The 23,323-nt window shown below is 67.2% G+C and carries 23 protein-coding genes; 5 read left to right on the top strand and 18 right to left on the bottom strand.

Going from position 1 to position 23,323, the window contains the following annotated elements:
- Positions 1 to 59 precede the first annotated feature (59 nt).
- On the top strand, positions 60 to 833 hold the full coding sequence (locus tag AC1MHZ_RS13755; RefSeq protein WP_482966496.1) for an SDR family oxidoreductase: 774 nt from the start codon (positions 60 to 62) through the stop codon (positions 831 to 833).
- 76 nt (positions 834 to 909) lie between these two features.
- Here AC1MHZ_RS13755 and AC1MHZ_RS13750 read toward each other — a convergent pair whose 3' ends face one another.
- The 18 genes from AC1MHZ_RS13750 to AC1MHZ_RS13665 form a co-directional block, all read right to left on the bottom strand.
- Entirely contained in the window at positions 910 to 1,290 is a 381-nt protein-coding gene (locus tag AC1MHZ_RS13750; protein ID WP_482966513.1) for a steroid Delta-isomerase, read from the bottom strand.
- 7 nt (positions 1,291 to 1,297) lie between these two features.
- Positions 1,298 to 2,500, bottom strand: coding sequence for an acetyl-CoA C-acyltransferase (locus AC1MHZ_RS13745; protein ID WP_084857952.1), 1,203 nt, complete (start codon positions 2,498 to 2,500; stop codon positions 1,298 to 1,300).
- Between the two features lie 19 nt (positions 2,501 to 2,519).
- Positions 2,520 to 2,978, bottom strand: a complete 459-nt coding sequence (locus tag AC1MHZ_RS13740; protein ID WP_084857951.1) for a MaoC family dehydratase — start codon at positions 2,976 to 2,978, stop codon at positions 2,520 to 2,522.
- A 2-nt stretch (positions 2,979 to 2,980) separates the two neighbouring features.
- A complete protein-coding gene (locus AC1MHZ_RS13735; RefSeq protein WP_084857950.1) occupies positions 2,981 to 3,763 on the bottom strand; it encodes an SDR family oxidoreductase in 783 nt (260 codons plus the stop codon).
- A gap of 15 nt (positions 3,764 to 3,778) precedes the next feature.
- Complete coding sequence (locus tag AC1MHZ_RS13730) at positions 3,779 to 4,969, bottom strand: acyl-CoA dehydrogenase family protein (protein ID WP_084857949.1); 1,191 nt, start codon at positions 4,967 to 4,969, stop codon at positions 3,779 to 3,781.
- On the bottom strand, positions 4,966 to 6,138 hold the full coding sequence (locus AC1MHZ_RS13725; RefSeq protein WP_084857948.1) for an acyl-CoA dehydrogenase family protein: 1,173 nt from the start codon (positions 6,136 to 6,138) through the stop codon (positions 4,966 to 4,968). Before AC1MHZ_RS13725 ends, AC1MHZ_RS13730 begins: the two co-directional genes overlap by 4 nt.
- A gap of 319 nt (positions 6,139 to 6,457) precedes the next feature.
- Positions 6,458 to 7,333 (bottom strand): SDR family oxidoreductase, encoded by an 876-nt coding sequence (locus AC1MHZ_RS13720; RefSeq protein WP_084857947.1) that lies wholly within the window; start codon positions 7,331 to 7,333, stop codon positions 6,458 to 6,460.
- 17 nt (positions 7,334 to 7,350) lie between these two features.
- Positions 7,351 to 8,499, bottom strand: coding sequence for an acetyl-CoA C-acetyltransferase (locus tag AC1MHZ_RS13715; protein WP_084857946.1), 1,149 nt, complete (start codon positions 8,497 to 8,499; stop codon positions 7,351 to 7,353).
- Between the two features lie 140 nt (positions 8,500 to 8,639).
- Entirely contained in the window at positions 8,640 to 9,695 is a 1,056-nt protein-coding gene (locus AC1MHZ_RS13710; protein WP_465002111.1) for an acyl-CoA dehydrogenase family protein, read from the bottom strand.
- A gap of 10 nt (positions 9,696 to 9,705) precedes the next feature.
- Positions 9,706 to 10,872, bottom strand: coding sequence for an acyl-CoA dehydrogenase family protein (locus AC1MHZ_RS13705; RefSeq protein WP_084857944.1), 1,167 nt, complete (start codon positions 10,870 to 10,872; stop codon positions 9,706 to 9,708).
- 10 nt (positions 10,873 to 10,882) lie between these two features.
- The gene (locus AC1MHZ_RS13700) at positions 10,883 to 11,638 is read right to left on the bottom strand and encodes an enoyl-CoA hydratase family protein (RefSeq protein ID WP_084857943.1); all 756 of its coding nucleotides are present in this window, start codon (positions 11,636 to 11,638) and stop codon (positions 10,883 to 10,885) included.
- A 12-nt stretch (positions 11,639 to 11,650) separates the two neighbouring features.
- Positions 11,651 to 12,718 carry an NAD(P)H-dependent flavin oxidoreductase gene (locus tag AC1MHZ_RS13695; protein WP_324813419.1) on the bottom strand — a complete coding sequence of 356 codons (1,068 nt, stop codon included), beginning with the start codon at positions 12,716 to 12,718 and terminating at the stop codon, positions 11,651 to 11,653.
- A 2-nt stretch (positions 12,719 to 12,720) separates the two neighbouring features.
- Entirely contained in the window at positions 12,721 to 13,593 is an 873-nt protein-coding gene (locus tag AC1MHZ_RS13690) for an enoyl-CoA hydratase (RefSeq protein ID WP_084857942.1), read from the bottom strand.
- 38 nt (positions 13,594 to 13,631) lie between these two features.
- Complete coding sequence (locus AC1MHZ_RS13685; RefSeq protein ID WP_482966495.1) at positions 13,632 to 14,435, bottom strand: CoA-transferase subunit beta; 804 nt, start codon at positions 14,433 to 14,435, stop codon at positions 13,632 to 13,634.
- 12 nt (positions 14,436 to 14,447) lie between these two features.
- The gene (locus AC1MHZ_RS13680) at positions 14,448 to 15,329 is read right to left on the bottom strand and encodes a CoA transferase subunit A (RefSeq protein WP_224458926.1); all 882 of its coding nucleotides are present in this window, start codon (positions 15,327 to 15,329) and stop codon (positions 14,448 to 14,450) included.
- Positions 15,330 to 15,340: 11 nt separating this feature from the next.
- Positions 15,341 to 16,237 carry a VOC family protein gene (locus AC1MHZ_RS13675; RefSeq protein ID WP_465002108.1) on the bottom strand — a complete coding sequence of 299 codons (897 nt, stop codon included), beginning with the start codon at positions 16,235 to 16,237 and terminating at the stop codon, positions 15,341 to 15,343.
- Between the two features lie 217 nt (positions 16,238 to 16,454).
- The gene (locus AC1MHZ_RS13670) at positions 16,455 to 17,579 is read right to left on the bottom strand and encodes an LLM class flavin-dependent oxidoreductase (protein WP_084857938.1); all 1,125 of its coding nucleotides are present in this window, start codon (positions 17,577 to 17,579) and stop codon (positions 16,455 to 16,457) included.
- A gap of 124 nt (positions 17,580 to 17,703) precedes the next feature.
- Positions 17,704 to 18,885 carry a flavin-dependent monooxygenase gene (locus tag AC1MHZ_RS13665; protein WP_084857937.1) on the bottom strand — a complete coding sequence of 394 codons (1,182 nt, stop codon included), beginning with the start codon at positions 18,883 to 18,885 and terminating at the stop codon, positions 17,704 to 17,706.
- Positions 18,886 to 19,096: 211 nt separating this feature from the next.
- Between AC1MHZ_RS13665 and AC1MHZ_RS13660 the strand changes: the two genes are divergently transcribed.
- Genes AC1MHZ_RS13660 through AC1MHZ_RS13645 form a run of 4 tightly spaced genes read left to right on the top strand, consistent with a single transcriptional unit; the run spans position 19,097 to position 23,134 of the window.
- Entirely contained in the window at positions 19,097 to 19,615 is a 519-nt protein-coding gene (locus AC1MHZ_RS13660) for a flavin reductase family protein (protein ID WP_084857936.1), read from the top strand.
- 9 nt (positions 19,616 to 19,624) lie between these two features.
- On the top strand, positions 19,625 to 21,304 hold the full coding sequence (locus AC1MHZ_RS13655) for an FAD-binding protein (RefSeq protein ID WP_084857935.1): 1,680 nt from the start codon (positions 19,625 to 19,627) through the stop codon (positions 21,302 to 21,304).
- Complete coding sequence (locus AC1MHZ_RS13650) at positions 21,292 to 22,047, top strand: glucose 1-dehydrogenase (RefSeq protein WP_084857934.1); 756 nt, start codon at positions 21,292 to 21,294, stop codon at positions 22,045 to 22,047. The genes AC1MHZ_RS13655 and AC1MHZ_RS13650 overlap by 13 nt, the downstream gene beginning before the upstream one ends.
- A gap of 1 nt (position 22,048) precedes the next feature.
- Entirely contained in the window at positions 22,049 to 23,134 is a 1,086-nt protein-coding gene (locus AC1MHZ_RS13645; RefSeq protein WP_324813406.1) for a ferredoxin--NADP reductase, read from the top strand.
- Positions 23,135 to 23,323: the final 189 nt, after the last annotated feature.

Genomic DNA, 23,323 nt, shown 5'->3' with positions numbered 1-23,323 from the left:
CCCGAGGGCAGCTGCCGCCTAGCATCGAGGGACTCTTCTGACAAACGAAAGGCATCCCCATGCAAGACCCATTGGATTTTCGCGGCAAGGTCGTCCTGGTCACCGGCGGTGCCAAGGGCGTGGGCCGTGGGATTACCCGACGCTTTCTCGAATGCGGCGCGCAGGTGGTCATCTGTGGCCGCCAGGCACCGGAGCGTCTGCCCAGCGGTGGAGGCCGCCATGCCGTGTTCATGCAATGCGACGTGCGTGACCTGGAGCAGCTGGAGCACCTGGTAGGTGGCATCCTGAAGTACTTCGGCCGTCTCGATGTGTTGGTCAACAACGCCGGTGGCGCACCATTCGCCGAAGCCGCCAGCGCCTCGCCGCGCTTCAGCGAGTCGATCGTGCGGCTTAACCTGCTGGCGCCGCTGAACCTGAGCCAGCTGGCCAACCGGGTGATGCAGGAACAGGCCGAGGGCGGCAGCATCATCAACATCTGCAGCGTCAGCGCCACCCGCCCCTCACCTGGCACCGCCGCCTATGGCGCAGCCAAGGCAGGCCTGCTCAACCTGACCCGCTCGCTGGCGGTGGAGTGGGCGCCCAAGGTGCGGGTCAATGCCATCACTGCCGGCTTGATCCTTACCGAGCAGGCCGAACTGCATTATGGTGATGCCCAGCAGCAGGCCCAGGTAGCCGCCACGGTGCCCCTGGGGCGCCTGGCCGAGCCGGACGACATCGGCGACACCTGCCTGTACCTGGCCTCGCCCCTGGCCCGCTATGTCAGTGGCGCGGATGTGGCGGTGCATGGTGGCGGGGAGCGCCCAGCGTTCCTCGATGCGGCAAAAGAGCAATAACCGACGAAAGAACCCCGGGCATGTCTTCGTCTGCGCCCGGCCGCCGCATATCACACGGCTGGCCGGGATCGAAGACTCAGCGGGGCACCACGTTCACCTCGCTCCAATAGGCCTGCATGCTGCTGATAAGCCCTTGTTCGTCGAACGTCATCACGTCGATCACATGCAACGAGCAGTCTTGCCCTTGCCACTGCATGTCGACCCGAAACGGCATGGCGCCACAGCCGCTATGGCTGGCACGTACCGGCCCGGTGAGGGTCGCGCTGACCTTCATCTGACCCAACCCTTGGCGGTAGAACTCGGCGATCTGGTCGATGCCCTGCAACGGCGCCTGGCCCACCGGGTCCTCGACGGTGGCATTTTCGGCATAGAGCTGGACGATGCCATCGATATCACCGGCATCCACCCGCTCGACATAACGCTGCATGATGGCCTGGACCTGCTGTGCTGTCGGCAAGCCCATCTCAGGCCACCTCGAACAATGCAGCGGCGCCCATGCCACCGCCGATGCACATGCTCACCACCACATAACGCACGGCCCGGCGCCTGCCCTCGATCAGCGCATGGCCGACCATCCGCGCCCCGGACATGCCGAACGGGTGACCGATGGCGATCGCGCCACCGTTGACGTTGAGGCGGTCGTTGTCGATGCCCAGGGTGTCACGGCAGTACAGCACCTGGCAGGCGAACGCTTCGTTGAGCTCCCACAGACCAATGTCATCGACCTTCAGCCCATGGCGCTTGAGCAGCTTGGGAATCGCATACACCGGCCCGATGCCCATTTCGTCGGCGTTGCAGCCCGCCACCGCCAGGCCGCGATAGATACCCAGCGGTTGCAGGCCGCGTTGTTCGGCCAGGCGGGCGCTCATGAGCACCGAGGCCGAGGCGCCATCGGACAGTTGCGAGGCGTTGCCGGCGGTGATGAACCGCCCTGGCCCGGTCCACTGTCCTCCCGCCCACACCGGCTCCAGGGCCGCCAGGCTGGCGGCGCTGGTATCGGCGCGGTTGCATTCGTCCTGGCGCAGGGTCACGGCTTCATGGCGGCTTTCGCCGGTGGCCTTGTCCACCAGCAGCTTCTGGGTGGCCAGTGGCGCCAGCTCCAGGTCGAACAGCCCGGCCTGCTGAGCGCGCGCCGTGCGCAGCTGGCTCTGCAGGCTGTAGGCGTCCTGCTCCTGACGGCTGATGCCGTAGCGCTGGGCGACGATCTCGGCGGTCTCGATCATCGGGATGTAGGCCGTCGGGTCACGCTCGAGCACTAGGGCGGACTGGTTGCGGTAGGTGTTCTTGTGCTTGTTCTGCACCAGCGAGATCGACTCCAGGCCGCCGGCCACGGCGATGTCGAGCTCGTTGCAGACGATGCCTTTGGCGGCGATGGCGATACTCATCAGGCCCGAGGCGCACTGGCGCTCCACGGCCATGCCGGACACCTGTGCCGGCAGGCCGGCCGCCGTAGCGCACAGGCGCCCGAGGTTGTAGGCCTGGGTGCCCTGCTGGGCGGCGGCGCCGATGATCACATCGTCCACTTCCTCCGGCGCGATGCCGGCGCGGCGCACCGCCTCGGCTACCACATGGCCACCAAGGGTCGGTGCCTCGGTGTCGTTGAAGGCGCCACGGAAGGCTTTGCCGATCGGCGTACGCGCCGTGGACACGATCACTGCTTCGTTCATGCTCAACTCCTTGGACGGCCTAGGCCGGGTAGTAACGGCTGATGGTGTCGACCACGCAGCCAGGACGCTCCTGGCCTTCGATCTCGACGCTGACGCGAATCACTGCCTGCACGCCGTCGCCGACCGCCTCGGTCGACAGCAGCACGGCGCTGCCACGTACCCGCGAGCCCACCCGCACCACCGAGGGGAAGCGCACGCGCTCGCAGCCATAATTGACTCCCATGGCGATGCCTCGCACCTCGATGATCTGCGGCAGGAACAGGTTGACCAGGGCCAGGCTCAGGTAACCGTGGGCGATACAGGCGCCGAACGGCCCCTGGGCAGCGCGCTGCGGGTCGACGTGGATCCACTGGTGATCACCACTGGCTTCGGCGAACAGGTCGATGCGCGCCTGGTCCACCAACAGCCAGTCACTCTCGCCCAGCGCCTGCCCCACCGCCTCGTGCAGCGCCTGGGGCGCCTCGAATACTCGGGTCATGCTCAGGCCCTCTGGCTGGAAACCGACAGCACTTCGCCGGTCATGTACGAGCTGTAGTCACTGGCCAGGAACATCATCACATTGGCTACCTCCCAGACTTCGGCTGCACGGCCGAAGGCCTCGTTGGCCGCCAGCTGATCGAGCACCGCCTGGGGCGCGGAGCGGGCCAGGAAATCGTGCATGGCGATGCTCGGGCTCACCGCATTGATGCGGATGCCATGCTCGGCCGCCTCCACCGCGGCGCAGCGGGTCAGGGCCATGACCCCGGCCTTGGCCGCAGCGTAGTGGGCCTGCTGCTTCTGCGCGCGCCAGCCGAGCACCGAGGCGTTGTTGACGATGATCCCGGCATGGCGCTCGATCATGTGTGGGAGCATGGCGCGGGTCATGCGCATGGTGCCGGTGAGGGTCACGTCGATGACCCGCTGCCATTCTTCATCGGGCATGTCCACCAGGGCGCGCGAGCCGCCCAGGCCGGCATTGTTGATCAGCACGTCGACGCCGCCCAACTCGCGCTCAGCGGCGTCGACCAGCTCACGCACCTGGGTTTCGTCGGTGACGTTGCACAACTGTCCGTACACGGCCAGCAGCCCGGTGGCTTCGCGGATGCGTGCCACCGCCTCGCCCAGCCGGCCTTCATGGATGTCGCTGATCATCAGGGCCCGGCAGCCCTCCTCGGCCGCACGCAGCGCCGCGGAGAAGCCGATACCGGAGCCAGCGGCGGCGGTGATCAGCACCGATTTGCCACGCAGCAGGCCGTGGCCGGGAACATAGTGTGGAACGGACATGCAAGAACTCCTCGATCAGGGACGTGGCCGCGGTTCCCGGGGCATACCCAGGGCGCGCTCGGCAATGATGTTGCGCTGGATCTCGTTGCTGCCGCCGTACAGGGTGTCGGCGCGGCTGAACAGGTACAGCGACTGCAGGCGGCTCAGCTGGTAGGGGGCGGCCTCGAGCAGCTCGGCCTGGGGGCCGAGCACGTCCATGGCCAGCTTGCCGAGGTTGGCGTGCCAGCTCGACCAGCCCAGCTTGTAGATGGTCGCCTCGCGGCGCAGCGAGCCGTCCTGGGGCCCGGAGAGCATGCGCAGCGAGTTGTAGCGCAGGATGCGCAAGCCGCACCACGCCTCGGCCAGGCGCTGGCGCAGGTGCGGGTCGCGGTCGGCACCGTTGCGCCGGGCGATGGCGATGATCTCGTCGAGTTCGTTCTGGAACTGCATCTGCTGGCCGAGGGTGGACACCCCGCGCTCGAAGCCCAGCAGGGCCATGGCGATCTTCCAGCCCTCGCCTGGCTGGCCGACGATGTTGGCAGCCTCGGTGCGCGCGTCGTCGAAGAACACTTCGTTGAACTCCGAGGTACCGGTCATCTGTTCGATCGGCCGCACGCTGATACCCGGCTGGTCCATCGGCACCAGCAGGAACGACAGGCCATGGTGGCCGACACTGCCCGGCTCGGTACGGGCCAGCACGAAGCACCAGTCCGACTCATGGGCCAGGGAGGTCCAGACCTTCTGCCCGTTGATCCGCCAGTCGCCGTTGACGTCCTGGGCCGCACGAGTCTTCACCGCGGCCAGGTCGGAGCCTGCGCCGGGCTCGGAATAGCCCTGGCACCAGAACGTGGTGCCCTGGACGATGCCAGGCAGGAAGCGGCGTTTCTGCTCCTGGCTGCCGAAGGCGGCGATGGTCGGGCCGGCCAGGCCTTCGCCGATATGGCCCATGCGCCCCGGGCCGCCTGCGCGGGCGTACTCTTCGTGGAAGATCACCTGCTGGCTGATCGACAGGCCACGCCCACCATGCTCCGGCGCCCAGCCCACGCACGTCCAGCCACCTTCGGCGAGCTTGCGCTCCCAGGCCTTGCGCTCTTCGGGGAACATGTGTTCGTCGCCCGGGCCGCCACGAAAACGCAGGGCCTCGAACTCGCCCTGCAGGTTGGCGGCCATCCAGTTGGCGATCTCCTGGCGGAAACGCTCGTCCTGCTCACTGAAACGGATCTTCATGGCTGCTCCCCGATAATCACATTGGCGATCTGCTGCAGATGCCAGGCCGGTGCACCGAGGTAGCTCTCGCTGGCCCGGGCACGCTTGAAGTACAGATGCGGGTCGTACTCCCAGGTGAAGCCCACGCCGCCGTGCAGCTGGATCGACTCCGCCGCGCAGTGGAAGTACGCCTGGGAGCACTGCGACTTGGCCAGGGCCGCGGCCAGTGGCAGCTCGGCCGCCACATGTGCATCACCGGCAGGGTCCAGCGCTTCCTGGGCGACGCAGGCGGCGTAGTAGCAGGCCGAGCGCGCGCACTCGACCTGCAGCATCATGTCGGCGGCGCGGTGCTTGAGGGCCTGGAAACTGGCCAGGGGGCGGCCGAACTGCTGGCGCTCCTGCAGGTAGGCCACGCTCAGGTCCAGCGCCTGCTGGGCCCCACCCACCTGCTCGGCGGCCAGGCCCACGCAGGCCAGGCGCAACACGTCCTGCAACCGCGGCCAGGCGTTGCCGGCCTCGCCTAGCACCGCGTCCGGAGCCACGTACAGGCGCGTGAAGCGTATACGGCCCAGGCGGCGGGTCTGATCCATGGTCGGCTGCCACTGGCGTGCCAGGCCCGCCTGCCCGGCTTCGACCAGGAACAGGCCGATGCCCTGCTCACCCGAGCTGCCGGCCAGGCGCGCCGCGACCACCAGCAGGTCAGCGCTGTAGCCATCGATCACTTGCGCATATTCGCCATCCAGGACATAGCCGTCACCTTCGGGCGTGGCCGTGACGCTGATGCCGTGGACGGTCCAGGCACCGCCGTCACCAAAGCCCAGGGTGCCACGCACCCGGCCCTCGGCAATGGCGGGCAGCCAGCGCTGTTTCTGCGCTTCGCTGCCGGCCAGCAGCAGCGCCGGCGTGGCCAGGCAGGCGGTGGCGAAGAAGGGTGAGCACAGCAAGCGCCGGCCCATCTGCTCGAGCAGGATGGCCAGCTCGACGAATCCCAGGCCCAAGCCGCCATAGGCTTCGGGAATATGGATGGCAGGCCAGTACATCTCGCTGCACAGGCGCTGCCAGAGGTCGGTGTCGTAACCGCGTTCGCTGACCATCGCCGCGCGCACGGCGGCACAGTCGGAAACATCGGCGAGAAAGCCCTCGGCCGATGCGCGGATCATTTCCTGCTCGTCGCTGAATGCAAAGTCCATCGCGGCGTCTTCTACTCGTCTGGCGGGGGTACCTGCGAGTGTGGCCAGATGCGCGGCGGCGGGAATCGGCCAATTGGACTAGACCTTTGGGGTCTGCTTCGCGGATAGCCAGTGCACTGCAGAACCTGTGGGAGCGGGTTTACCCGCGAAGGGCGCGACGCGTGGCCTGGCACCGGCTCTGCCGGTGATCGCGGGGCAAGCCCGCTCCTACGTACAGCGGTGACAGCGAAAGGACCGCCCGGGGTCTTTCAACAGACGAAAAAAACCGCACCACCCTGGCATGTGGTGCGGTTCGCCCTACTGGCGAGAAAACGTCGAATCAGGTGCCGTAGACTTTCTGCGCCGGCACGGCGCGCTCCAACAGCTCGCCGACGGCCGCGCCCACCTCGGTGACGGCCCAGCGGCCTTGGTTGTCGACCTGTGGCCCACGGCGCCAACCGTCGGCGATGGACAGCTTGCCCCCTTCGACTTCGAACATCTGCCCGGTGACGCCTGCCGAGTCGCTGGAACCCAGCCATACCACCACCGGCGCGACGTTCTCCGGGGCAAAGTAGTCGAAGCCCTCCTCCGGCTTCTTCATCACCTCGCCGAACACGCCCTCGGTCATGCCGGTGCGCGCGGCCGGGGCCAGCGCATTGACGGTGATGCCATAGCGGGCGAGCTCGGCGGCCTGGACCAAGGTCAGCGACGCGATGCCGCCCTTGGCCGCGGCATAGTTGGACTGCCCGATCGAGCCCTGCAGGCCTGCGCCGGAGCTGGTGTTGATGATCCGCGCATCGACTTGCACGCCGTTCTTGGCCTGCTCGCGCCAATGGCGCACGGCGTGGCTGGAGAGGCAGAAGTGACCTTTGAGGTGCACCGCCACCACCGCGTCCCAGTCCGCTTCGGTGAGGCTGGCGAACATGCGGTCACGGCAGATCCCGGCGTTGTTCACCACCACGTCGAGGCCGCCGAACGCCTCCAGCGCCGCCGCGACGATGCGCCCGGCGTCCTCGTAGTGGGTGATGTCGTTGCTGTTGGCGATGGCCTGGCCACCCTGCTCGCGGATCTGCGCGACCACCGCTGCTGCGGCGTCACGGTTGATGTCGTTGACCACCACCTTGGCGCCCTCGGCGGCGAAAGCCAGGGCGTAGGCACGGCCCAGGCCGCCACCGGCGCCAGTGATGACCACGACTCGGTTGTTGCAACTGCTCATGGGTATTTCTCCTGTGCTTACAGGCGCTCGATGATGGTCACGTTGGCCTGGCCGCCGCCTTCGCACATGGTCTGCAGGCCATAGCGGCCGCCACTGCGCTCCAGCTCATGGAGCAAGCTGCACATCAGCCGGGTACCGGTGGCTCCCAACGGGTGGCCCAGGGCGATGGCGCCGCCGTTGACGTTGGTCTGGGCATGGGGGTAGCCGGTCTCGCGGAGCCAGGCCATGGCCACCGAGGCGAAGGCCTCGTTGATCTCCACCCGGTCGATGTCGTCCAGGCGCATGCCGGCACGCTTGAGGGCGTAGGCGGTAGCCGGGATGGGCGCAGTGAGCATCCAGACCGGGTCGTCGGCACGCACGCTCATGTGGTGGATGCGTGCGCGGGGCGTGAGGTTGTAGCGCTTGAGCGCGGCCTCGGAGACGATCAGCACGGCACTGGCGGCGTCGCAGGTCTGGCTCGATACGCCGGCAGTGACCCGGTCGCAGCCGAACAGGCTTTCCAGTTCGGCCATTTTCTCCAGGCTGGTGTGGCGTGGGGTTTCGTCATGCTCGACGCCGGCCAGAGGCACGATCTCGCGTTTGAAATACCCTTGTTCGATGGCACGCAGGGCCCGGCGATGGGACTCCAGCGAGTAGGCCTCCAGCGCCTGGCGGCTGAGCTGCCAATGCTCGGCAATCATCTGCGCGGCGCGAAACTGGGTCGGCGGGGTCGCGCCGTAGCGACGCACCCAGCCCTCGGAGCCGGTGAACGGGTCACTGAAGCCCAGCGGTTCGGCGGCGGTCATGGCCGACGAGATGGGAATCTGGGTCATGGTCTGCACGCCACCGGCGACCACCACATCCTGAGTGCCGCTCATCACCGCCTGGGCGGCGAAATGCACCGCTTGCTGGGAGGAACCGCACTGGCGGTCGATGGTGGTGCCCGGCACCGCCTGGCTGAGCCCGGCCGCCAGCCAGGCGGTGCGGGCGATGTCCCCGGCCAACGGGCCGATGGTGTCGACGCAGCCGAAGATCACGTCATCGTAGTCGTGGTCAGGAATCGAGTTGCGCTCGACCAGGGCGCGCAGCACATGGCCGCCCAGGTCCGCTGCATGAACGTGCGCCAGGCCGCCCTTGCGCCGCCCGGTAGGCGTGCGCAGGGCATCGACGATATAAGCTTCAGGCATCTTCTACCTCACAAAACACATCGTGTTGAATCGACGCAGACCCTGTGGGAGCGGCTTGTCCCGCGACAGGGCCAAGCCTGCCCTGCGCGAGGGCTTCGCCCTCGATCGCGGGACAAGCCCGCTCCCACACAGGCCATGCGTCAGAAGGTGGTGCCGGCACCGATGGCCAGTTCGCGATCGAACAGCGCCTCGCGGATCCGCGCCTTGTGCAGGGCGTGGTCGCCCCAGGTCTTGTCCAGCGCCCAGGCGCGCTTCATGAACAGCTGCAGGTCGACCTCCCAGGTGTAGCCCATCGCACCGTGGGTCTGGATGGCGTTGCGCGCAGCGAGCAGCGCAGCCTCGGACGTCGCCAGGCGTGCATGGGAAACGGCCAGCGCCTGCCCCGGCTCGTCGTTGGCCACGGCGTGGGCTGCGCGGTAAAGCGGGCCCTTGGCGAACTCGATGCGCACCGCGACATTGGCCATCAAGTGCTTGACCGCCTGGAACGAACCGATCGGCTTGCCGAACTGCTTGCGCTCGAAGCTGTAGTCCACCGCCAGGTCCACCATGCGCTTGGCCAGGCCCAGCAGCTGCGCCGCACAGCCCAGCGCACCGCGCTCGAAAGCCCGCGCCAGCAGCCGCGCCGCCGCCTCGCCACGGGCCACGCAGGTGGCCGCACCCGGCGTCCAGACCACCTGGAACAGCTGGCGGCTGGGGTCGACCGACGGGTTGCGTACCAGGTCGACGTCCTCGCGGGGTACTGCATGCAGTTCATCGCCGTGGCTGAGCAGCAGCAGGTCGGCGACGTGGGCGTCGCTGACCAGCGGGTTGCCCGGCTCGCACACCGCCAGGCGTGCCTGCCCTTCGGCCACACGCCCCAGCCAGTCGTGCTTGAGCCCTTCGTGGGCCTCGCCCAGCTCGGCCAGCAGCGGCACCGCCACCAGCATGGTCTCCACCAGCGGCTCGGGCAGCCCAGCGTAGCCGCATTCCTGGGCCAGCAAGACGAAGTCCAGGGCCCCCAGGCCCATGCCGCCATACTGTTCCGGTACGGTCAGGCCGGTCAGGCCCAGCTCCACCAACTGCGCCCAGAGCTGGTCGCAGCGGCCGCTGTCGGTCAGCCACAGCTCGCGGATACGTTCAGGGGTCACTTCGTTGATCAAGAAACTGCGCACATTGTCCTGGAAGAGCAACTGGTCGCTGTTGAAACTGAAGTCCATGGTCTCTCCCTCAGGCTCGCGGCATGCCGAGCATGCGTTCGGCGATGATGTTGCGCTGGATCTCGTTGGTGCCGGCATAGATCGGCCCGGCCTGGGCGAACAGGAAGCCGTCCAGCCAATGGCCGACATCGCCTGCGGCCGGGGCCTCGGGCAATAGCTCGCCGCGTAGGCCAAGAATGCTCATGGCGGTTTCGTGCATGCGCAGGTCAAGCTCGGACCAGAAGATCTTGTTGGTCGAGGACTCAGGCCCGATACGCCCACCCTTGACCAGCTGCGAGGCGGTCATGTAGGTCTGCTGGGTGTAGGCTTCGGCATCCAGCCAGGCACGCATCACCGCTTCGCCGATGGCCGGGTCGCGGTCGGCGCTCTCGCGGTTGGCCTGGTACAGCTGCACCAGGCGCCGGGCAGTTTCCTGGAAGCGCGCCGGCGAGCGCAGCATCAGGCCACGTTCGAAGCCGGCCGTGGACATCGCCACGTGCCAGCCCATGCCCTCGCCGCCCAGCACGTTCTCCACCGGCACACGTACATCGTCGAAGAAGATTTCGGCGAAGCCCGGCAAGCCATTGAGCTGGGGGATCGGCCGCACGGTGATGCCAGGGCTGTCCAGCGGCACCAGGATGAAGGTCAGGCCGTGGTGACGCTGGGAGCCAGGGTCGGTGCGGAAGATGCCGAACACCCAGTCGGCCCAGACCGCGCGAGTGGACCAGGTCTTCTGGCCATTGATCACGTAATGGTCACCGTCACGCTCGGCCCGCGAACGGATCGCCGCCATGTCGGAGCCGGCGCCGGGCTCGGACCAGCCCTGGGCCCAGATATCCTGGCCGGTGGCCATGCGGGGCAGGAAGCGCGCTTTCTGCTCCTCGGTACCGTATTCCATCAGGGTGGGCCCGAGCAGGAAGATGCCATTCTGGTTGACCCGCGCCGGGGCGTTGGCGCGGTAGTACTCTTCTTCGAAGATCAGCCATTCGATCAGGTCGCAACCGCGCCCGCCCAGGCGGGTCGGCCAGGTGACCATGCCCCAGCGCCCTTCGTTCAGGCGTGCTTCCCAGGCGCGGTGGGCGGCGAACCCCTCCTCGGTGTCGAACGAGGGCAATGGCTGGGCCGGGACATTGGCCTGCAGCCAGGCCCGCACCTCGGCGCGCAAGGCCTGCTGGGCCGGTGTGTAGGTAAGGTCCATGTTCGCTCCCTCAACCATTGAAGTTGGCGTTGCGCTTCTCGACGAACGAGTCGCGGGCTTCCTGGGAGTCCTGGGTGCGGTAGGCTTCGAGGGTGAAGCCTTGCTCCCAGCGGTACTTGTCTTCCAGGTTGCCGTCCTCGATGCCGTTGAGCGCTTCCTTGGCCAGGCGGATCATCGCCGGGCTCTTAGCGGCGATGGATGCAGCGATGCCCAGCGCGGTCTCGCGCAATTGCTCGCGCGGCACCACGCGTTCGACTGCGCCCAGGCGGTAGGCCTCGGCGGCATCGATCATCTCGCCGGTGAAGTACATATGGCGCACCTTCTGCACCGGGAACAGGCGCTGCAGGTGGGCACCGCCGCCCATGGCGCCGCGGTCCACCTCGGGCACGCCGAAACGGGCACAGTCGGCGGCGACGACGATGTCGGCGGCGCCGCAGATACCGATGCCGCCCCCCAGGACAAAGCCATGCACGGCGACGATCACCGGCACCTTGTTGCGGTGCACGGCCTTGAAGGTGTCGTAGTTGCCCTTGTTGACCGCGACGATCAGATTACCGTCGGCAGCCAGTTCCTTGATGTCGACCCCAGCGCAGAAGCCACGGCCTTCGGCGCGAATGACGATGACCCGCACCTGCTCGTCTTCGCCCAGCGCCTGGAGGGTGCTGGCGATGTCGGCCCAGCCCCGGCTGTTGAAGGCATTGACCGGGGGATGGTCGAAGACCATCTCGGCGATGCCGTTGTCAATGCTGACACTGAATGGTTGCATTCGGTTTCCCCCTTACGAAATTCGGCAGCACAGCGCGCCCAGGCGCTGCTCGGCGTCCTGGACGATCTGCGCGATCAGTTCGGCGCACCCCGGCAGGCTGTCGATGCCCGCGGCCACTTGGCCGGCCGGCAGCACGCCCTCGGCCGGGCGGCCTTCGACCATGGCCTTCTGGATGACCATCGGCGCGTTGGCGGCCATCAGGCTCTGGGCGGCGCTGAGCCCACCGTCGCGGCGCATCTTCAGGGCGCTGCCGAGCAACTGGCCCAGGCCAAGGCCGGTGTGGCGGCGGTAGGCCAGGCCGCTGCGCACGGCCAGCAGCCAGCGGCGCAGGCCGCTGCCGGACTCGAGCTCATCGAGCAGCTCGTTGCGGATCATGCGTTGCGGCAGGCCATCGATGGCCCGGCTGACGATCACCGCCGCCGGGTCCTTGACCGCCAGGTAGCGTGCCAGGGTGGCCTGGGGCACCGGACTGTCGGCGGTCATCAGAAAGCGCGTGCCCATGGCGATGCCGTCGGCACCCTGGGCCAGGGCCGATACCAGCCCGCGGCCATCCTTGAAACCACCGGCGGCCACCACCGGCACCTCGACGGCATCGAGCACCTGGCCCAGCAGCATGGCGGTGGGCACGGCGCCAGTATGGCCGCCGCCCTCGCCGCCCTGTACGGTCACCACGTCGGCGCCCATCTCCACGGCCTTCTGCGCGTGCTTGAGGGCGCCCACGGTGGGCATGCAGACCACGCCGGCGTCCTTGAGCCGAGCGATCATCTGCTTGCCCGGCGAGCGGCTGTAGCTGACCGCGCGCACCTGGTGGCGCACCACCAGCTCGACGATCTGTTCGGCGTTGGCCTGGTACATGTGGAAGTTGACCCCGAACGGGCGGTCGGTCAGGCGCCTGGTTTCGAGGATCGCGGCCTCCATCTGCTGCGGTTCGATGGTCGCCCCGGCGAGGAAGCCAAAGCCGCCGGCATTGCAGGTGGCCGCCACCAGGCGCGGGTCGGCGACCCAGCCCATGGCGGTCTGGACGATCGGGTAGCGGCACCCGAGCAAGGCGGTCAGGCGGGTATCGAGCGACACGGCCATGCTCATGCCCTCCCCTGGTCGCGCTGGGAGCTGGCCATGGCCTTGGCGTCGTAACCGCCCAGGCGGTCGCCCGACACCAGTTCATTGTGAGCATGGGCGAAGTGGTGCAGGCCGAACACCATGTCCATGGTGGCGCGCTTGCCCATCAGGTCCTCGGCGTTGTTGACCGCCTGCTTGCTCAACTGCAGGCCCAGGCGCGGCATCTGGGCGATCTGCGCGGCCAGCTCCAGGGTTTGCACCTCCAACTGCTCGCGCGGCACCACGCGGTTGAGCATGCCCATCTGGTAGGCACGCGCCGCCGGCATCGGCGCGCCGAGGAACAGGAATTCCTTGGCGATACGTGGGTTGAGCTCATGCACGTGGGCGAAATATTCCACGCCCGGAATCCCCATGCGCACCACCGGGTCGCGGAAGTAGGCATCGTCGCTGGCCACGATCAGGTCGCACACCCACGCCAGCATCAGGCCCCCGGCGATGCAGGCGCCCTGGACCATGGCGATGGTCGGCTTGGGGATGTCCCGCCAGCGCCGACACATGCCCAGGTACACCTCCTGCTCGCGGGCGTAGAGGAACTCGCCGCCCGGCTTGCCGACATGGTCGTACCACAGGCTCACGCGCTCGAAGCTCTGGTCCACGTCGCGCCCGGGCGTACCGATGTCATGGCCGGCGGAAAAGTGCTTGCCAGCGCCGCACAGGACGATGACCTTGACCTGGTCATCGGCGCAGGCGCGGGCGAAGGCGGCGTCCAGGGCGTAGGTCATCCGCGAGTTCTGGGCGTTGTGGTACTCGGGGCGGTTCATGGTGACCAGGGCCACCGCGCCACGCACTTCGTACAGCACCACCTCATCGGCCTCTTTGTTGTTTTGCTCGCTCATTACTGCACTCCGGCAAGGCGGTTGGCGGGTACGGGCTGTCAGCGCGCCTGGCGCTGGCCCGGTGGGTTGTCCTTGAGCTGGCTGGCGCGCAGGTTGTGCGGGTCCAGCTGCTGGATCAGCTGCAGCTGCGCCTCGGTGGGCGCCGGGGTCACCGGGCAATGCTCGGGCACGTGCAGGGCAAAGCCTGTGTTGTCGCGCACCTCGTCCAGGCTCACGCCCAGGTGCAAGGAGCGCACCCGCACCTGGTGTTGCGGCCCGAGGAAGTCGAGCACGCACAGGTCGGTGACGATCAGGCGGATGTCGATGTCGTCCAGCGACCAGCCACGGGCCAGGCGCGCGGGGTTGTAGCCCACCGAGGCGACCACGTCGCACTCGCCCTCGACGAATACCCGGCGGTTGTGGCTGGGTACGTAGAACGAGTTGGCATGGCTGATGGAGTTGCCCGGCAGGCCACGCACGCCGAGCATCTGCGCCTTGGGCTTGTGGTAGTCGCCGCCGATGCAGGAAATGTTGGCCTGGCCGAAGCGGTCGACCTGGATCGGGCCGATCATGGCGTGGCGCTTGCCGCTCCAGACGTTGTCGAAGATGCGCGAGAAGCCCATCCAACTGTCGCGCTTGGGCTCATAGCCGTTGCGCGGGCCGACCGGCACCGGCTCGGCGACCATGTAGGCTTCCGAGTCGGTCATCATCAGCTGCGGGTTGTTGTCGAGCATGCTCAGGGAGGCGGCCAGGCGTGGGATCACGCCGATACCGGTGGCCAGGACTTCGCCGTCGTCGCGCCAGGCCTGGGCGGCGGCGCAGATCATCAATTCGGCGAGGCTGTAGGAGGTTGCAGGGGTCATGGCGTTCCTCGCTTAGAAAACCGGCAGGGGCAGTCGACGGATGGCCTCGAGGCCCCCGCAACGCTCCAGGTACTGGGTGTGGGAACAGGCCACGTACTGCTCGACATAGGCCTGCCAGCCCTCTTCGCTCTGCGCCGAGGCCACGTAGGCCTTGAAGTGCGGCACATCGAAGCCATACAGCGGCGCGCAGGAAGAGGGGTGCGCGCCGCCGGGCACATTGGCCACGGCGGTGGTCAGGTTGCGCTCCCAGAACACCTGGTGGGCACGGGCCGGGTCGGCGTGGAACCACGCGCTGTCGACCAGCTCGTCGCAGGTGACGAAGGTGTGTGCCGCGGCCCGCACGAACAGGTCGTCCATGTAGTGGTCAGGGCCGGCGATCTGGCAGATGCCACGTGCATCGGCGCGGTCGACGTGCACCAGGGCAGCGTCGAGCTTGAGCGCAGGCATCGCGACCCAGTCGCGACCATCGGCGTAGGGCGAGGCGATCAGCTTGATCTCCGGGTTATGGCGCAGCACGTCGGTGCCCAGGCCCACTGCGGTGGGGATGAACGGCACGTTCATGGCGGCGGCGCGCAGGCCCAGCAGCAGCATGCCTTCATCGATTTCCATGACCTCGATGGCCCCGTCCTGGCGTGCCTTGCGGAAGTACGGCTCGAGGGGGATGAAGTCGAGGGAGACGAAGGCGAAGATCAGTTTCTTCACCTTGCCGGCAGCGCACAGCAGGCCGACATCGGCACCACCGTAGGCGACGACGGTGAGGTCCTTGAGGTCCGAGCGCAGGATCTCGCGCACCAGCGCCATGGGCTTGCGGCGCGGGCCCCAGCCGCCGATACCGATGGTCATGCCGTCGCGCAGCTGGGCGACCATCTGGGCCGTGGTCATCTGTTTATCCATGGGTACTGTCCTCACTGGCGGCCGACACTGAAGTCGTGGCCCCATTGGCTGACCACCGTGCTCTCGAACGGTGTATGGCGGCTCCAGTCCACCACCAGGCCGTCGCAGCCGTACTCCAGGTCGAACCCGGAGGGGGTCTTCATGTAGAAGGAAATCATCTGGTCATTGGTGTGCTGGCCCAGGGTGGCCGAGAGCTTCACGCCATTGGCGTGCATGCGGTCCAGAGCGCGACCCACGTCCTCCAGGCCATCGACCTCGACCATCATGTGCACGCAGCCACTGGGCACCGGGCATTCGAAGATCGCCAGCGAATGGTGGCGGCCGTTATTGCAGTGCATGAAGTGGATGCGCTTTTCCGGCTCGGCAGGATCCGGGGTGAAACGCACTTTCATCAGGTCCGACAGGCCGAAGCCCATCACCTGTTCGTAGAAGTCGCGGCAACGGTCGAAGGTCGGTGCCGGCAGCACCACATGGCCCATGCCCAGGGCATCGCTGACGAAGCCGCGCACGCCCACCGGGGACACGAAGCGGGCGAAGTCCTGGCGCGGGCCCCAGTACAGCTCGTGGCGATTGCCATCGGGGTCGGCGAACAGGGCCAGCGCCTGCACCTGGCGCAACGCGGCCTGCTCGGCGCTGCCCTGCTCCACGGCCACACCAGCAGCGTGCAGTTCGGCCACGGCCTGGTCGAAAGCGGCCTGACCGGCCACTTCCCAGCCGCAGGCGCCGAAACCGTCCTGGGCGCTGTGCTGCACCAGGATGCGGTACGGGCGCTCGTCCATCTTCAGGAACAGGCGTTCGCCGCTTTCGTCCTCGACCACCATCATGCCCAGCACCTGGCTGGCGTAGTGGCGCCACTGCGCGAGGTCGGTGGAACGTACGGTGACGTAACCCAGGCCACGGATATCCATGCACGATCTCCTCATGTTGTTCTTGTCACGAGCCGCTGGGGCTCTTGGATGGTCGTATTCAAGCCAGTTGGCGGTGGAGCGTCATCGTCCAATAGGACTACCGGCCAAGGGGTTGCCATGCAGCCCAATCGCGGGACAAGCCCGCTCCCACAGGGGTGACGCAGGTCCCTGTAGGAGCGGGCTTGTCCCGCGATTGGGGCGCAAAGCGCCCCTGGAGTTATTGCTTGTTGCGGAAATGCGGAATGACCTTCTCGCCGATGTTGCGCAGGGTCTCCAGCTGGGCCCACTGCGGCACGGTGCCCATCTGGCAGATGAACAGGATCTCGTCGGCGCCGGCATCGATCAGGCGCTGCACGTAACCGATGCAATCCTCGACGGTGCCGTAGGCGTGGTTGGGGTTCATCATCGCCATGGTCGGGTCGGAGAAATCGACGCGCACTTCCTCGGAGGCGAAGCGCGACTTGATCACCGCCTGCCCGTTGCCGTCGACGTAGGTGTCGTCCTTCCACTTCTCCGGGTCAGGGCGCTCACCACCGCCGTACCAGTAGCCCAGCGACTCCATGAAATAGCGCTGGCCACGGATGCCGATGCGGCGCGCGGTTTCGTTGTCGTCCAGCACGATGGCCGGGCACAGCGCGGCGATGTGGCGGTTGGGGCGGAAGCCCACCTGGTTGCGGGCATCACGGTTGTCGAAGGCCTGGTGATACACCTCGACCTTCTTGGCAATCTCTTCAGGGCCACCGAAGCCCAACACCAGCGCGCCCATGCCACGCCCGCCAGCGTTCTTCAACGAATCGGTGTTGGTGCAGGCCAGGTACATCGGCGGGTGCGGGTCCTGGTACGGCTTGGGGTGGATCGGTCGCTTGGGGATCTTGACGAAGTCGCCGTGGTGCTCGATCTCGTCCTGCACGAACATCTTCGGAATCAGGTACATGGCTTCGTCGATCTGCGGCTGCAGGGTCGCCAGGTCGTAGCCGAATGTGCCGGCCTCCTGCTGGGTGCCGCCCTTGCCCACGCCGAAATGCACGCGGCCCTTGGACAGCAGGTCGAGAGTGGCGATGCGCTCGGCCACCTTGACCGGGTGGTTCATCGCCGGTGGCAGGCACACCACACCATGGCCGATGCCGATGCGCTCGGTCTTGCCGGCGACGAAGGCCAGCATGGTTTCCGGGGCAGACATGTGCGAGTAATTGGTCAACGCGGTGTGCTCCACGCACCAGAAGGTGTCGAAGCCCAGCTTGTCGGCCAGCACCGCCTGCTCGACGGTGTCATCGAAAATCTTGCGGTCACCCTCGCGGCTGGCATCGATCGTCTGGGCTTCGTAAATCAGCGAGAATTTCATGTGCGTTCCTTGTTGTTCTGTGGACGTTGGCCGGCACGCGCCGGCCTTGGTCACATCCTCAGGCATCGCAGGTGGGCTCGAATCCCTAAAACGGACTAGCCGGTTTCGGTGAGCAGGCTGCGGCCTAGAGGAAGAAGTCCGTGGTGTCCTGGCCCATGCTCACGCCACCGAGGTTCCAGGCGTACTTGGCCGGGCTGTTGGCCACGTGGGCACGACCGGTATGGATGTCGCGGAACGCCCGGTTGATCGGGTGGCTACGGAAGATGGTCGAGGCGCCACTGTTGAACATCAGCTCAGCCACTGCCTTGGCGCAGCGGTCGGCCACCAGCGCCGAGTCGTAGCGCATCTTCACCCGCAGTTGCATGTCCAGCGGCGTGCCGCTGCGGGCGTTGTCGAGCATCAGCTCGAAATTGCGCAGCAGCACGGTGCGGCATTCGTCGACACAGACCATGGCGTTGGCCAGGGCGCTTTGCGCGGCCGGGTCCTGGAGCACCTTGCGGCCATCATTGACCGCCACCCGCGCCTTGTTGTGGGCGATGAAGTGGTCCACCGCCCCCTGCAGGGCGCCGATGGCCGACGAAGACACCGCGCGCACGAAGATCTGCCCGAACGGCAGGCGATACAGCGGCGAGGTGTTGACCGCATTGCCCGGGCTGTCCTGCATGAAGCCATCGACGGCGCGGTGGGTGCGGTACTCAGGCACGAAGGCGTCTTCGACCAGCACGTCATGGGAGCCGGTGGCCTCCAGGCCCATCACGTTCCAGTTGTCGATGATCTGGTAGTCGGCACGCGGCACCAGGAAGGTGCGGTAGTCTGGCGCACCGCCCGGCTCAGCCGGCGGCACCATGGCGCCGAGGAAGGCCCATTGGCAATGCTTGCTGCCCGAGGAGAACCCCCAGCGCCCACTCAGGCGGAAACCGCCCTCCACCCGCTCGACCTTGCCCACCGGCATATAGGAAGAGGAGATCAACACGCTGGTGTCCTGCCCCCAGACATCCTGCGCGGCGCGGTCGTCGAACAGCGCCAGCTGCCAGTTGTGGATGGCCACCACGCCCAGTACCCAGGCCGACGACATGCAGCCTTCGGCGAGGATCATCTGCACCTCGAAGAAGTCCTTCGGTTCGAGCTCCAACCCCTGCCAACGGGCCGGCTGGAGGATGCGGAAGAAGCCCGCCTCGTGGAAGTCGGCGATGGTCTCCTCCGGCAAGCGGCCCATCTGCGCGGCCTGTTCGGCGCGCTCGCGCAGCACGGGCACCAGCTCACGGGCGCGCTGGCGCAACTGTTGACGCATGAGGTCTTGATTCATCTTCTTGTTCTCCTCTGGTCGCCCCGTTCCCCGGGGCGTGCGAGAGAGGCGCTGTGCCTCCACCGTGGGCATTGCAACAAGGTGAATCGGGCGCGGCATCCCTCAAACGGACCATGCGCGGCCTGCATCGACTAGTCCCGTTGGACGATGTTGGGGCTTGCCCCCCTTGCAAGAATCCATCGCACTGAAACAGCCAAACCGAGGGCGTGCGATGAACGACAACAATAATTTGAAAGCCGACATGCTCCAGGCCATGCGCCGCCTGGCCAAGTCGGTGACCATCATCAGCACCAGCGATGGCAGCCAGCGTTACGCCATGGCCGCCACCGCGGTGGACTCGCTGAGCACCGAGCCGCCGTCACTGCTGATCTGCGTCAACCAGAGCGCATCACCCCACGCGGCGCTGGCCGCCGGCGCGAGTTTCTGCGTGAACATCCTGGGCCTGGAGCAGCAGCACCTGGCGCACCTGTGCAGCGGCAGCATCAAGGGTGAAGCCCGCTTCGGCCAAGGCCAATGGCTGACCAGCGACGAAGGCATCCCTTACCTGGCCGACGCTCAATCGTCGATTCTCTGCCGCCAGGACGGCCAGTTCGCCTACGGCACCCACACCGTCTTCATCGGCCGCATCCTGCGCATCCACACCACGCCGACCATCACCCCGCTGGTGTACCTGGACGGGCACTACACCACCACCGCCAAGCCTGTGCCCCTCGCGGCCAGTGCCAGCTGAGGCGCAAGCATGAGCGAGCAGGCGGTGCAGGCACCGCTTCGCGTCGACAACGCCGAGCAGTTGCAATGGCAGCAACGCGCCGACCTGGTGGTGGTGGGCTTCGGCGGGGCCGGGGCCAGCGCCGCCATCGAGGCCGCCAGCCGTGGCCTTTCGGTGCTGGCCCTGGAGCGCTTCGCCGGCGGTGGCGCCACCGCCCTGAGCGGCGGCGTGGTGTATGCCGGCGGTGGCACACCGCAACAGCTGCAGGCGGGCTACCCGGACAGCAGCGAGGCGATGTTCGACTACCTGCTCAGGGAAGTCGGCGATGCGGTGAGCGAACAGACCCTGCGTACGTTCTGCGATGGCAGCCTGGAGCAGCTGGCCTGGCTGGAGCGCCAGGGCGCGGTGTTCGAAGGCAGCATGGCGCCGCACAAGACTTCCTACCCCAGCGACAGCTACTACTTGTATTACTCAGGCAACGAGGCAGTACCGGCCTACGCCGTAGAGGCCGCCCCGGCTCCCCGCGGCCATCGGACCAAGGGCACCGGCATGTCCGGCTCGGCCCTGTTCCGTGCCTTGGCCGACAGCGCGCGGCGCCGCGGCGTACGTGTGCGTACCCAGTGCCAAGTGCGGCGCCTGGTGGTCGACCGGGACGGCCAGGTGCTAGGCGTCGAAGCCTGGCAACTGCCAGCGGGCAGCCGCGCCGCACGTCAGCATGCCCGCCTGACGCGCTGGGCCGCGGCGGTACATATGTACGCCCCGGCGGTGTCCGCACGGTTGCGGGCACGCATGCACCGCATCGAACAGCGACACGCCCTGCCCCTGCTGGTGCGTGCTGATCACGGCGTGCTGCTGGCCAGCGGCGGCTTCGTGTTCAACCGCCAACTGCTCGGCGAGCATGCGCCGCGCTACCTCGACGGCCTGCCCCTGGGCAGCAGTGGCTGCGACGGCAGCGGCATCGAGCTGGGCCGCAGCGCCGGCGGCAGCCTGGGACGCATGGACAAGGTCAGCGCCTGGCGCTTCATCAACCCGCCGCTGGCCTGGGCTCGCGGGCTGATCGTCAATGCCCGGGGCGAGCGCTACTGCAACGAAGAGCTGTACGGCGCCACCCTGGGCCACGCCATGGTCGAGGAGCAGGACGGCCGCGCCTTGCTGATCCTCGACCGCAGCTTGCGCAACCAGGCGCTGCAGCAGGTCGGGCCAGGCAAAGTGTGGTCGTTCCAGCGCCTGCCAGTACTGCTCAACCTGCTGTTCAACTGCCGCCGTGGCAACACCCTCGAGCAGCTGGCCCAGCGCTGCCGGCTGCCGGTCGAGGCCCTGCGCCGCAGCGTCGATGTCTACAACCGCGCCGCGCGCGGCGAAATCGCCGACCCGCACGGCAAGTCACCGGCCATGCTCCATGATCTGGGCCAAGGCCCCTGGTACTGCCTGGACCTGTCCTACGACAGCCGCCTGTACCCCTGCCCGACCCTGACCCTGGGCGGGTTGCGGGTGTGCGAGCAGAGCGGCCAGGTACTCGACCCGCAAGACCAAGCCATCGAGGGCCTGTACGCGGCCGGCCGCTGCGCCGTGGGCGTGGCTTCCAACCTCTACGTTTCCGGCCTGTCCCTGGCCGATTGCGTCTTTTCCGGCCGGCGCGCCGCGGCCCACGTGGCCGGCCTGGCCGCCGGCCACCGAGCCTCACAAGGAGAACAACCATGCAACGTGTAGAAGGCAAAGTCTGCCTGGTCACCGGCGCCGCCAGCGGCATCGGTCGCGAAGATGCCCTGCTGCTGGCCAGCGAGGGCGCCCGGGTGGTGCTCACCGACCTGAACGAGCACGCCGGTCGCCAGGCCGCTGCCGAGATCGGCGAGAACGCGCTGTTCATTCGCCACGACATCGCCAGCGAAAGCGATTGGCAGCAGGTGATCGCCACCACCCTGGCGCATTTCGGCCGCCTCGATGTGTTGGTCAACAACGCCGCCATCCTGGCCACCGGCACCATCGAGGACACCAGCCTGGAGCTGTGGCAGAAGGTGCAGAAGGTCAACGGCGAGGGCTATTTCCTGGGGTGCAAGTACGCCATCGAGGCCATGAAGAAGACCGGTGGCGGCTCGATCATCAACATGTCGTCGGTCGCTGCCCTGGGCGCCATGCCGATGTTCTGCGCCTACTCTGCCTCCAAGGGCGCGGTAGCGGCCATGACCCGCTCCATCGCCTTGCACTGCAAGCAGCAGGGCTACCGCATCCGCTGCAACAGCGTGCACCCCGATGGCGTCAACACGCCGATGACCCAGGCCCTGGCCGGCGGCCAGCCGATTCCCCAGGCGTTGCTCGACCAAGACCCGATGAACCGTATGTGCGCCCCGCGCGACATCGCCAATGTGGTGCTTTTCCTGGCCAGCGACGAGTCCCGTTTCGTCAACGGCGCGGAGCTGCGGGTGGACAACGCGCAACTGATCAGTGGCATCTGACATGAACATCCAGGCTGCTGCAGACCAGGCCCAGGCCAGCGCATCCCCTGCCAGCGACTTGCGCCTGCAGGTGTGCGCGGTGATCGACGAGACCGCCGACGCACGCTCGCTGGTGTTCGACGTACCTGAGGCGCTGCGTGGGCGCTTCGCCTACAAACCGGGGCAGTTCCTGAGCTTTCGGGTGACGGTGGACGGCAAGCGCTTGACCCGCTGCTACTCGATGTCCAGCTCGCCCTGGACCGACACCCGGCCCAAGGTGACCATCAAGCGGGTCGAGGGTGGCCGGGTGTCCAACTGGATGAACCAGCACGTGCAAGTCGGCGACTGGCTCGAAGTGCTGCCGCCGGCCGGGCACTTCTGCATCGACCCGCGCCAGGCCGCCGACGCCAGCCGGCCTCTGGTGCTGTTCGGCGGGGGCTCCGGCATCACGCCGGTGTTCTCCTTGCTCAAGGCCGTGCTGCACAGCGGGCAGCGCCCGGTGCTGCTGGTGTATGCCAACCGCGACGAAGCCTCGGTGATCTTCCGCGACGAGCTGCGCGCGCTTGCCAAGGCGCACCCGGAACAGTTGCAGGTGGTGCATGTGCTGGACTCGGTGCAGGGCTTCGTCGATGCCGCCCAGGTGCGCCAGCTGGTACGCCACTGGCGCGGCGCGGACTACTTCATCTGCGGGCCGGGGCCATTCATGGATACCGTGGAAGGTACCCTGCTGGCCTTGGGCGAAGCGCGTGACGCCATCCATGTGGAGCGCTTCGTCTCACCGCCCGACCCGGACAGCCAGGAAGCCGTGCCGGTACAGGTCGAGGGTGCAGGGTGCGAGCTGCTGGTGGTGGAGCTCGATGGCGTGACCCACGAGATCGTGCCACGCCCAGGGGATACCCTGCTGCAAAGCTGCAAGGCGGCCGGGCTGGATGTGCCATTCTCGTGCGAGGAAGGGTTCTGCGGCGCCTGCATGTGCACCGTGGAGGAAGGCCAGACGCAGCTTTCGCGTAACGATGTGCTCAGCAAGGCGGAGTTGGAGGCCGGGTGGACCTTGGCGTGCCAGGGGCATCCGCAAGGGGCGCGGGTGCGGTTGAAGTTTCCGGCTTGAGGTCGAGCGGGGCTGCTTTGCAGCCCAATCGCGGGGCAAGCCCGCTCCTACAGAGGGCGCGTTGAAACTGTGGGGCTTGTCCCACGATTGGACCAGTGCGGCCGGGCCTAGTCCCTACAGACGATCCTGCCTGTCCTGCATTACAGGTAGACTCGCCACAGCAACAGCTCCACAACAATAAAAGACAGA

Source organism: Pseudomonas sp. FA-1 (genome assembly GCF_056856075.1).
Note: the sequence above shows the minus strand (reverse complement) of the source record. Positions and strands in the feature narration are given on the sequence as shown.

Coding starts and splice junctions, on each gene's coding strand:
- AC1MHZ_RS13705 (WP_084857944.1), bottom strand. CDS start 10,872: ATGGACCTTACCTACACACCGGCCCAGCAGGCCTTGCGCGCCGAGGTG.
- AC1MHZ_RS13650 (WP_084857934.1), top strand. CDS start 21,292: ATGCAACGTGTAGAAGGCAAAGTCTGCCTGGTCACCGGCGCCGCCAGC.
- AC1MHZ_RS13735 (WP_084857950.1), bottom strand. CDS start 3,763: ATGTCCGTTCCACACTATGTTCCCGGCCACGGCCTGCTGCGTGGCAAA.
- AC1MHZ_RS13715 (WP_084857946.1), bottom strand. CDS start 8,499: ATGCCTGAAGCTTATATCGTCGATGCCCTGCGCACGCCTACCGGGCGG.
- AC1MHZ_RS13675 (WP_465002108.1), bottom strand. CDS start 16,237: ATGGATATCCGTGGCCTGGGTTACGTCACCGTACGTTCCACCGACCTC.
- AC1MHZ_RS13670 (WP_084857938.1), bottom strand. CDS start 17,579: ATGAAATTCTCGCTGATTTACGAAGCCCAGACGATCGATGCCAGCCGC.
- AC1MHZ_RS13680 (WP_224458926.1), bottom strand. CDS start 15,329: ATGGATAAACAGATGACCACGGCCCAGATGGTCGCCCAGCTGCGCGAC.
- AC1MHZ_RS13740 (WP_084857951.1), bottom strand. CDS start 2,978: ATGACCCGAGTATTCGAGGCGCCCCAGGCGCTGCACGAGGCGGTGGGG.
- AC1MHZ_RS13725 (WP_084857948.1), bottom strand. CDS start 6,138: ATGGACTTTGCATTCAGCGACGAGCAGGAAATGATCCGCGCATCGGCC.
- AC1MHZ_RS13655 (WP_084857935.1), top strand. CDS start 19,625: ATGAGCGAGCAGGCGGTGCAGGCACCGCTTCGCGTCGACAACGCCGAG.
- AC1MHZ_RS13710 (WP_465002111.1), bottom strand. CDS start 9,695: ATGGACTTCAGTTTCAACAGCGACCAGTTGCTCTTCCAGGACAATGTG.
- AC1MHZ_RS13720 (WP_084857947.1), bottom strand. CDS start 7,333: ATGAGCAGTTGCAACAACCGAGTCGTGGTCATCACTGGCGCCGGTGGC.
- AC1MHZ_RS13730 (WP_084857949.1), bottom strand. CDS start 4,969: ATGAAGATCCGTTTCAGTGAGCAGGACGAGCGTTTCCGCCAGGAGATC.
- AC1MHZ_RS13695 (WP_324813419.1), bottom strand. CDS start 12,718: ATGGCCGTGTCGCTCGATACCCGCCTGACCGCCTTGCTCGGGTGCCGC.
- AC1MHZ_RS13745 (WP_084857952.1), bottom strand. CDS start 2,500: ATGAACGAAGCAGTGATCGTGTCCACGGCGCGTACGCCGATCGGCAAA.
- AC1MHZ_RS13685 (WP_482966495.1), bottom strand. CDS start 14,435: ATGACCCCTGCAACCTCCTACAGCCTCGCCGAATTGATGATCTGCGCC.
- AC1MHZ_RS13700 (WP_084857943.1), bottom strand. CDS start 11,638: ATGCAACCATTCAGTGTCAGCATTGACAACGGCATCGCCGAGATGGTC.
- AC1MHZ_RS13660 (WP_084857936.1), top strand. CDS start 19,097: ATGAACGACAACAATAATTTGAAAGCCGACATGCTCCAGGCCATGCGC.
- AC1MHZ_RS13645 (WP_324813406.1), top strand. CDS start 22,049: ATGAACATCCAGGCTGCTGCAGACCAGGCCCAGGCCAGCGCATCCCCT.
- AC1MHZ_RS13755 (WP_482966496.1), top strand. CDS start 60: ATGCAAGACCCATTGGATTTTCGCGGCAAGGTCGTCCTGGTCACCGGC.
- AC1MHZ_RS13690 (WP_084857942.1), bottom strand. CDS start 13,593: ATGAGCGAGCAAAACAACAAAGAGGCCGATGAGGTGGTGCTGTACGAA.
- AC1MHZ_RS13665 (WP_084857937.1), bottom strand. CDS start 18,885: ATGAATCAAGACCTCATGCGTCAACAGTTGCGCCAGCGCGCCCGTGAG.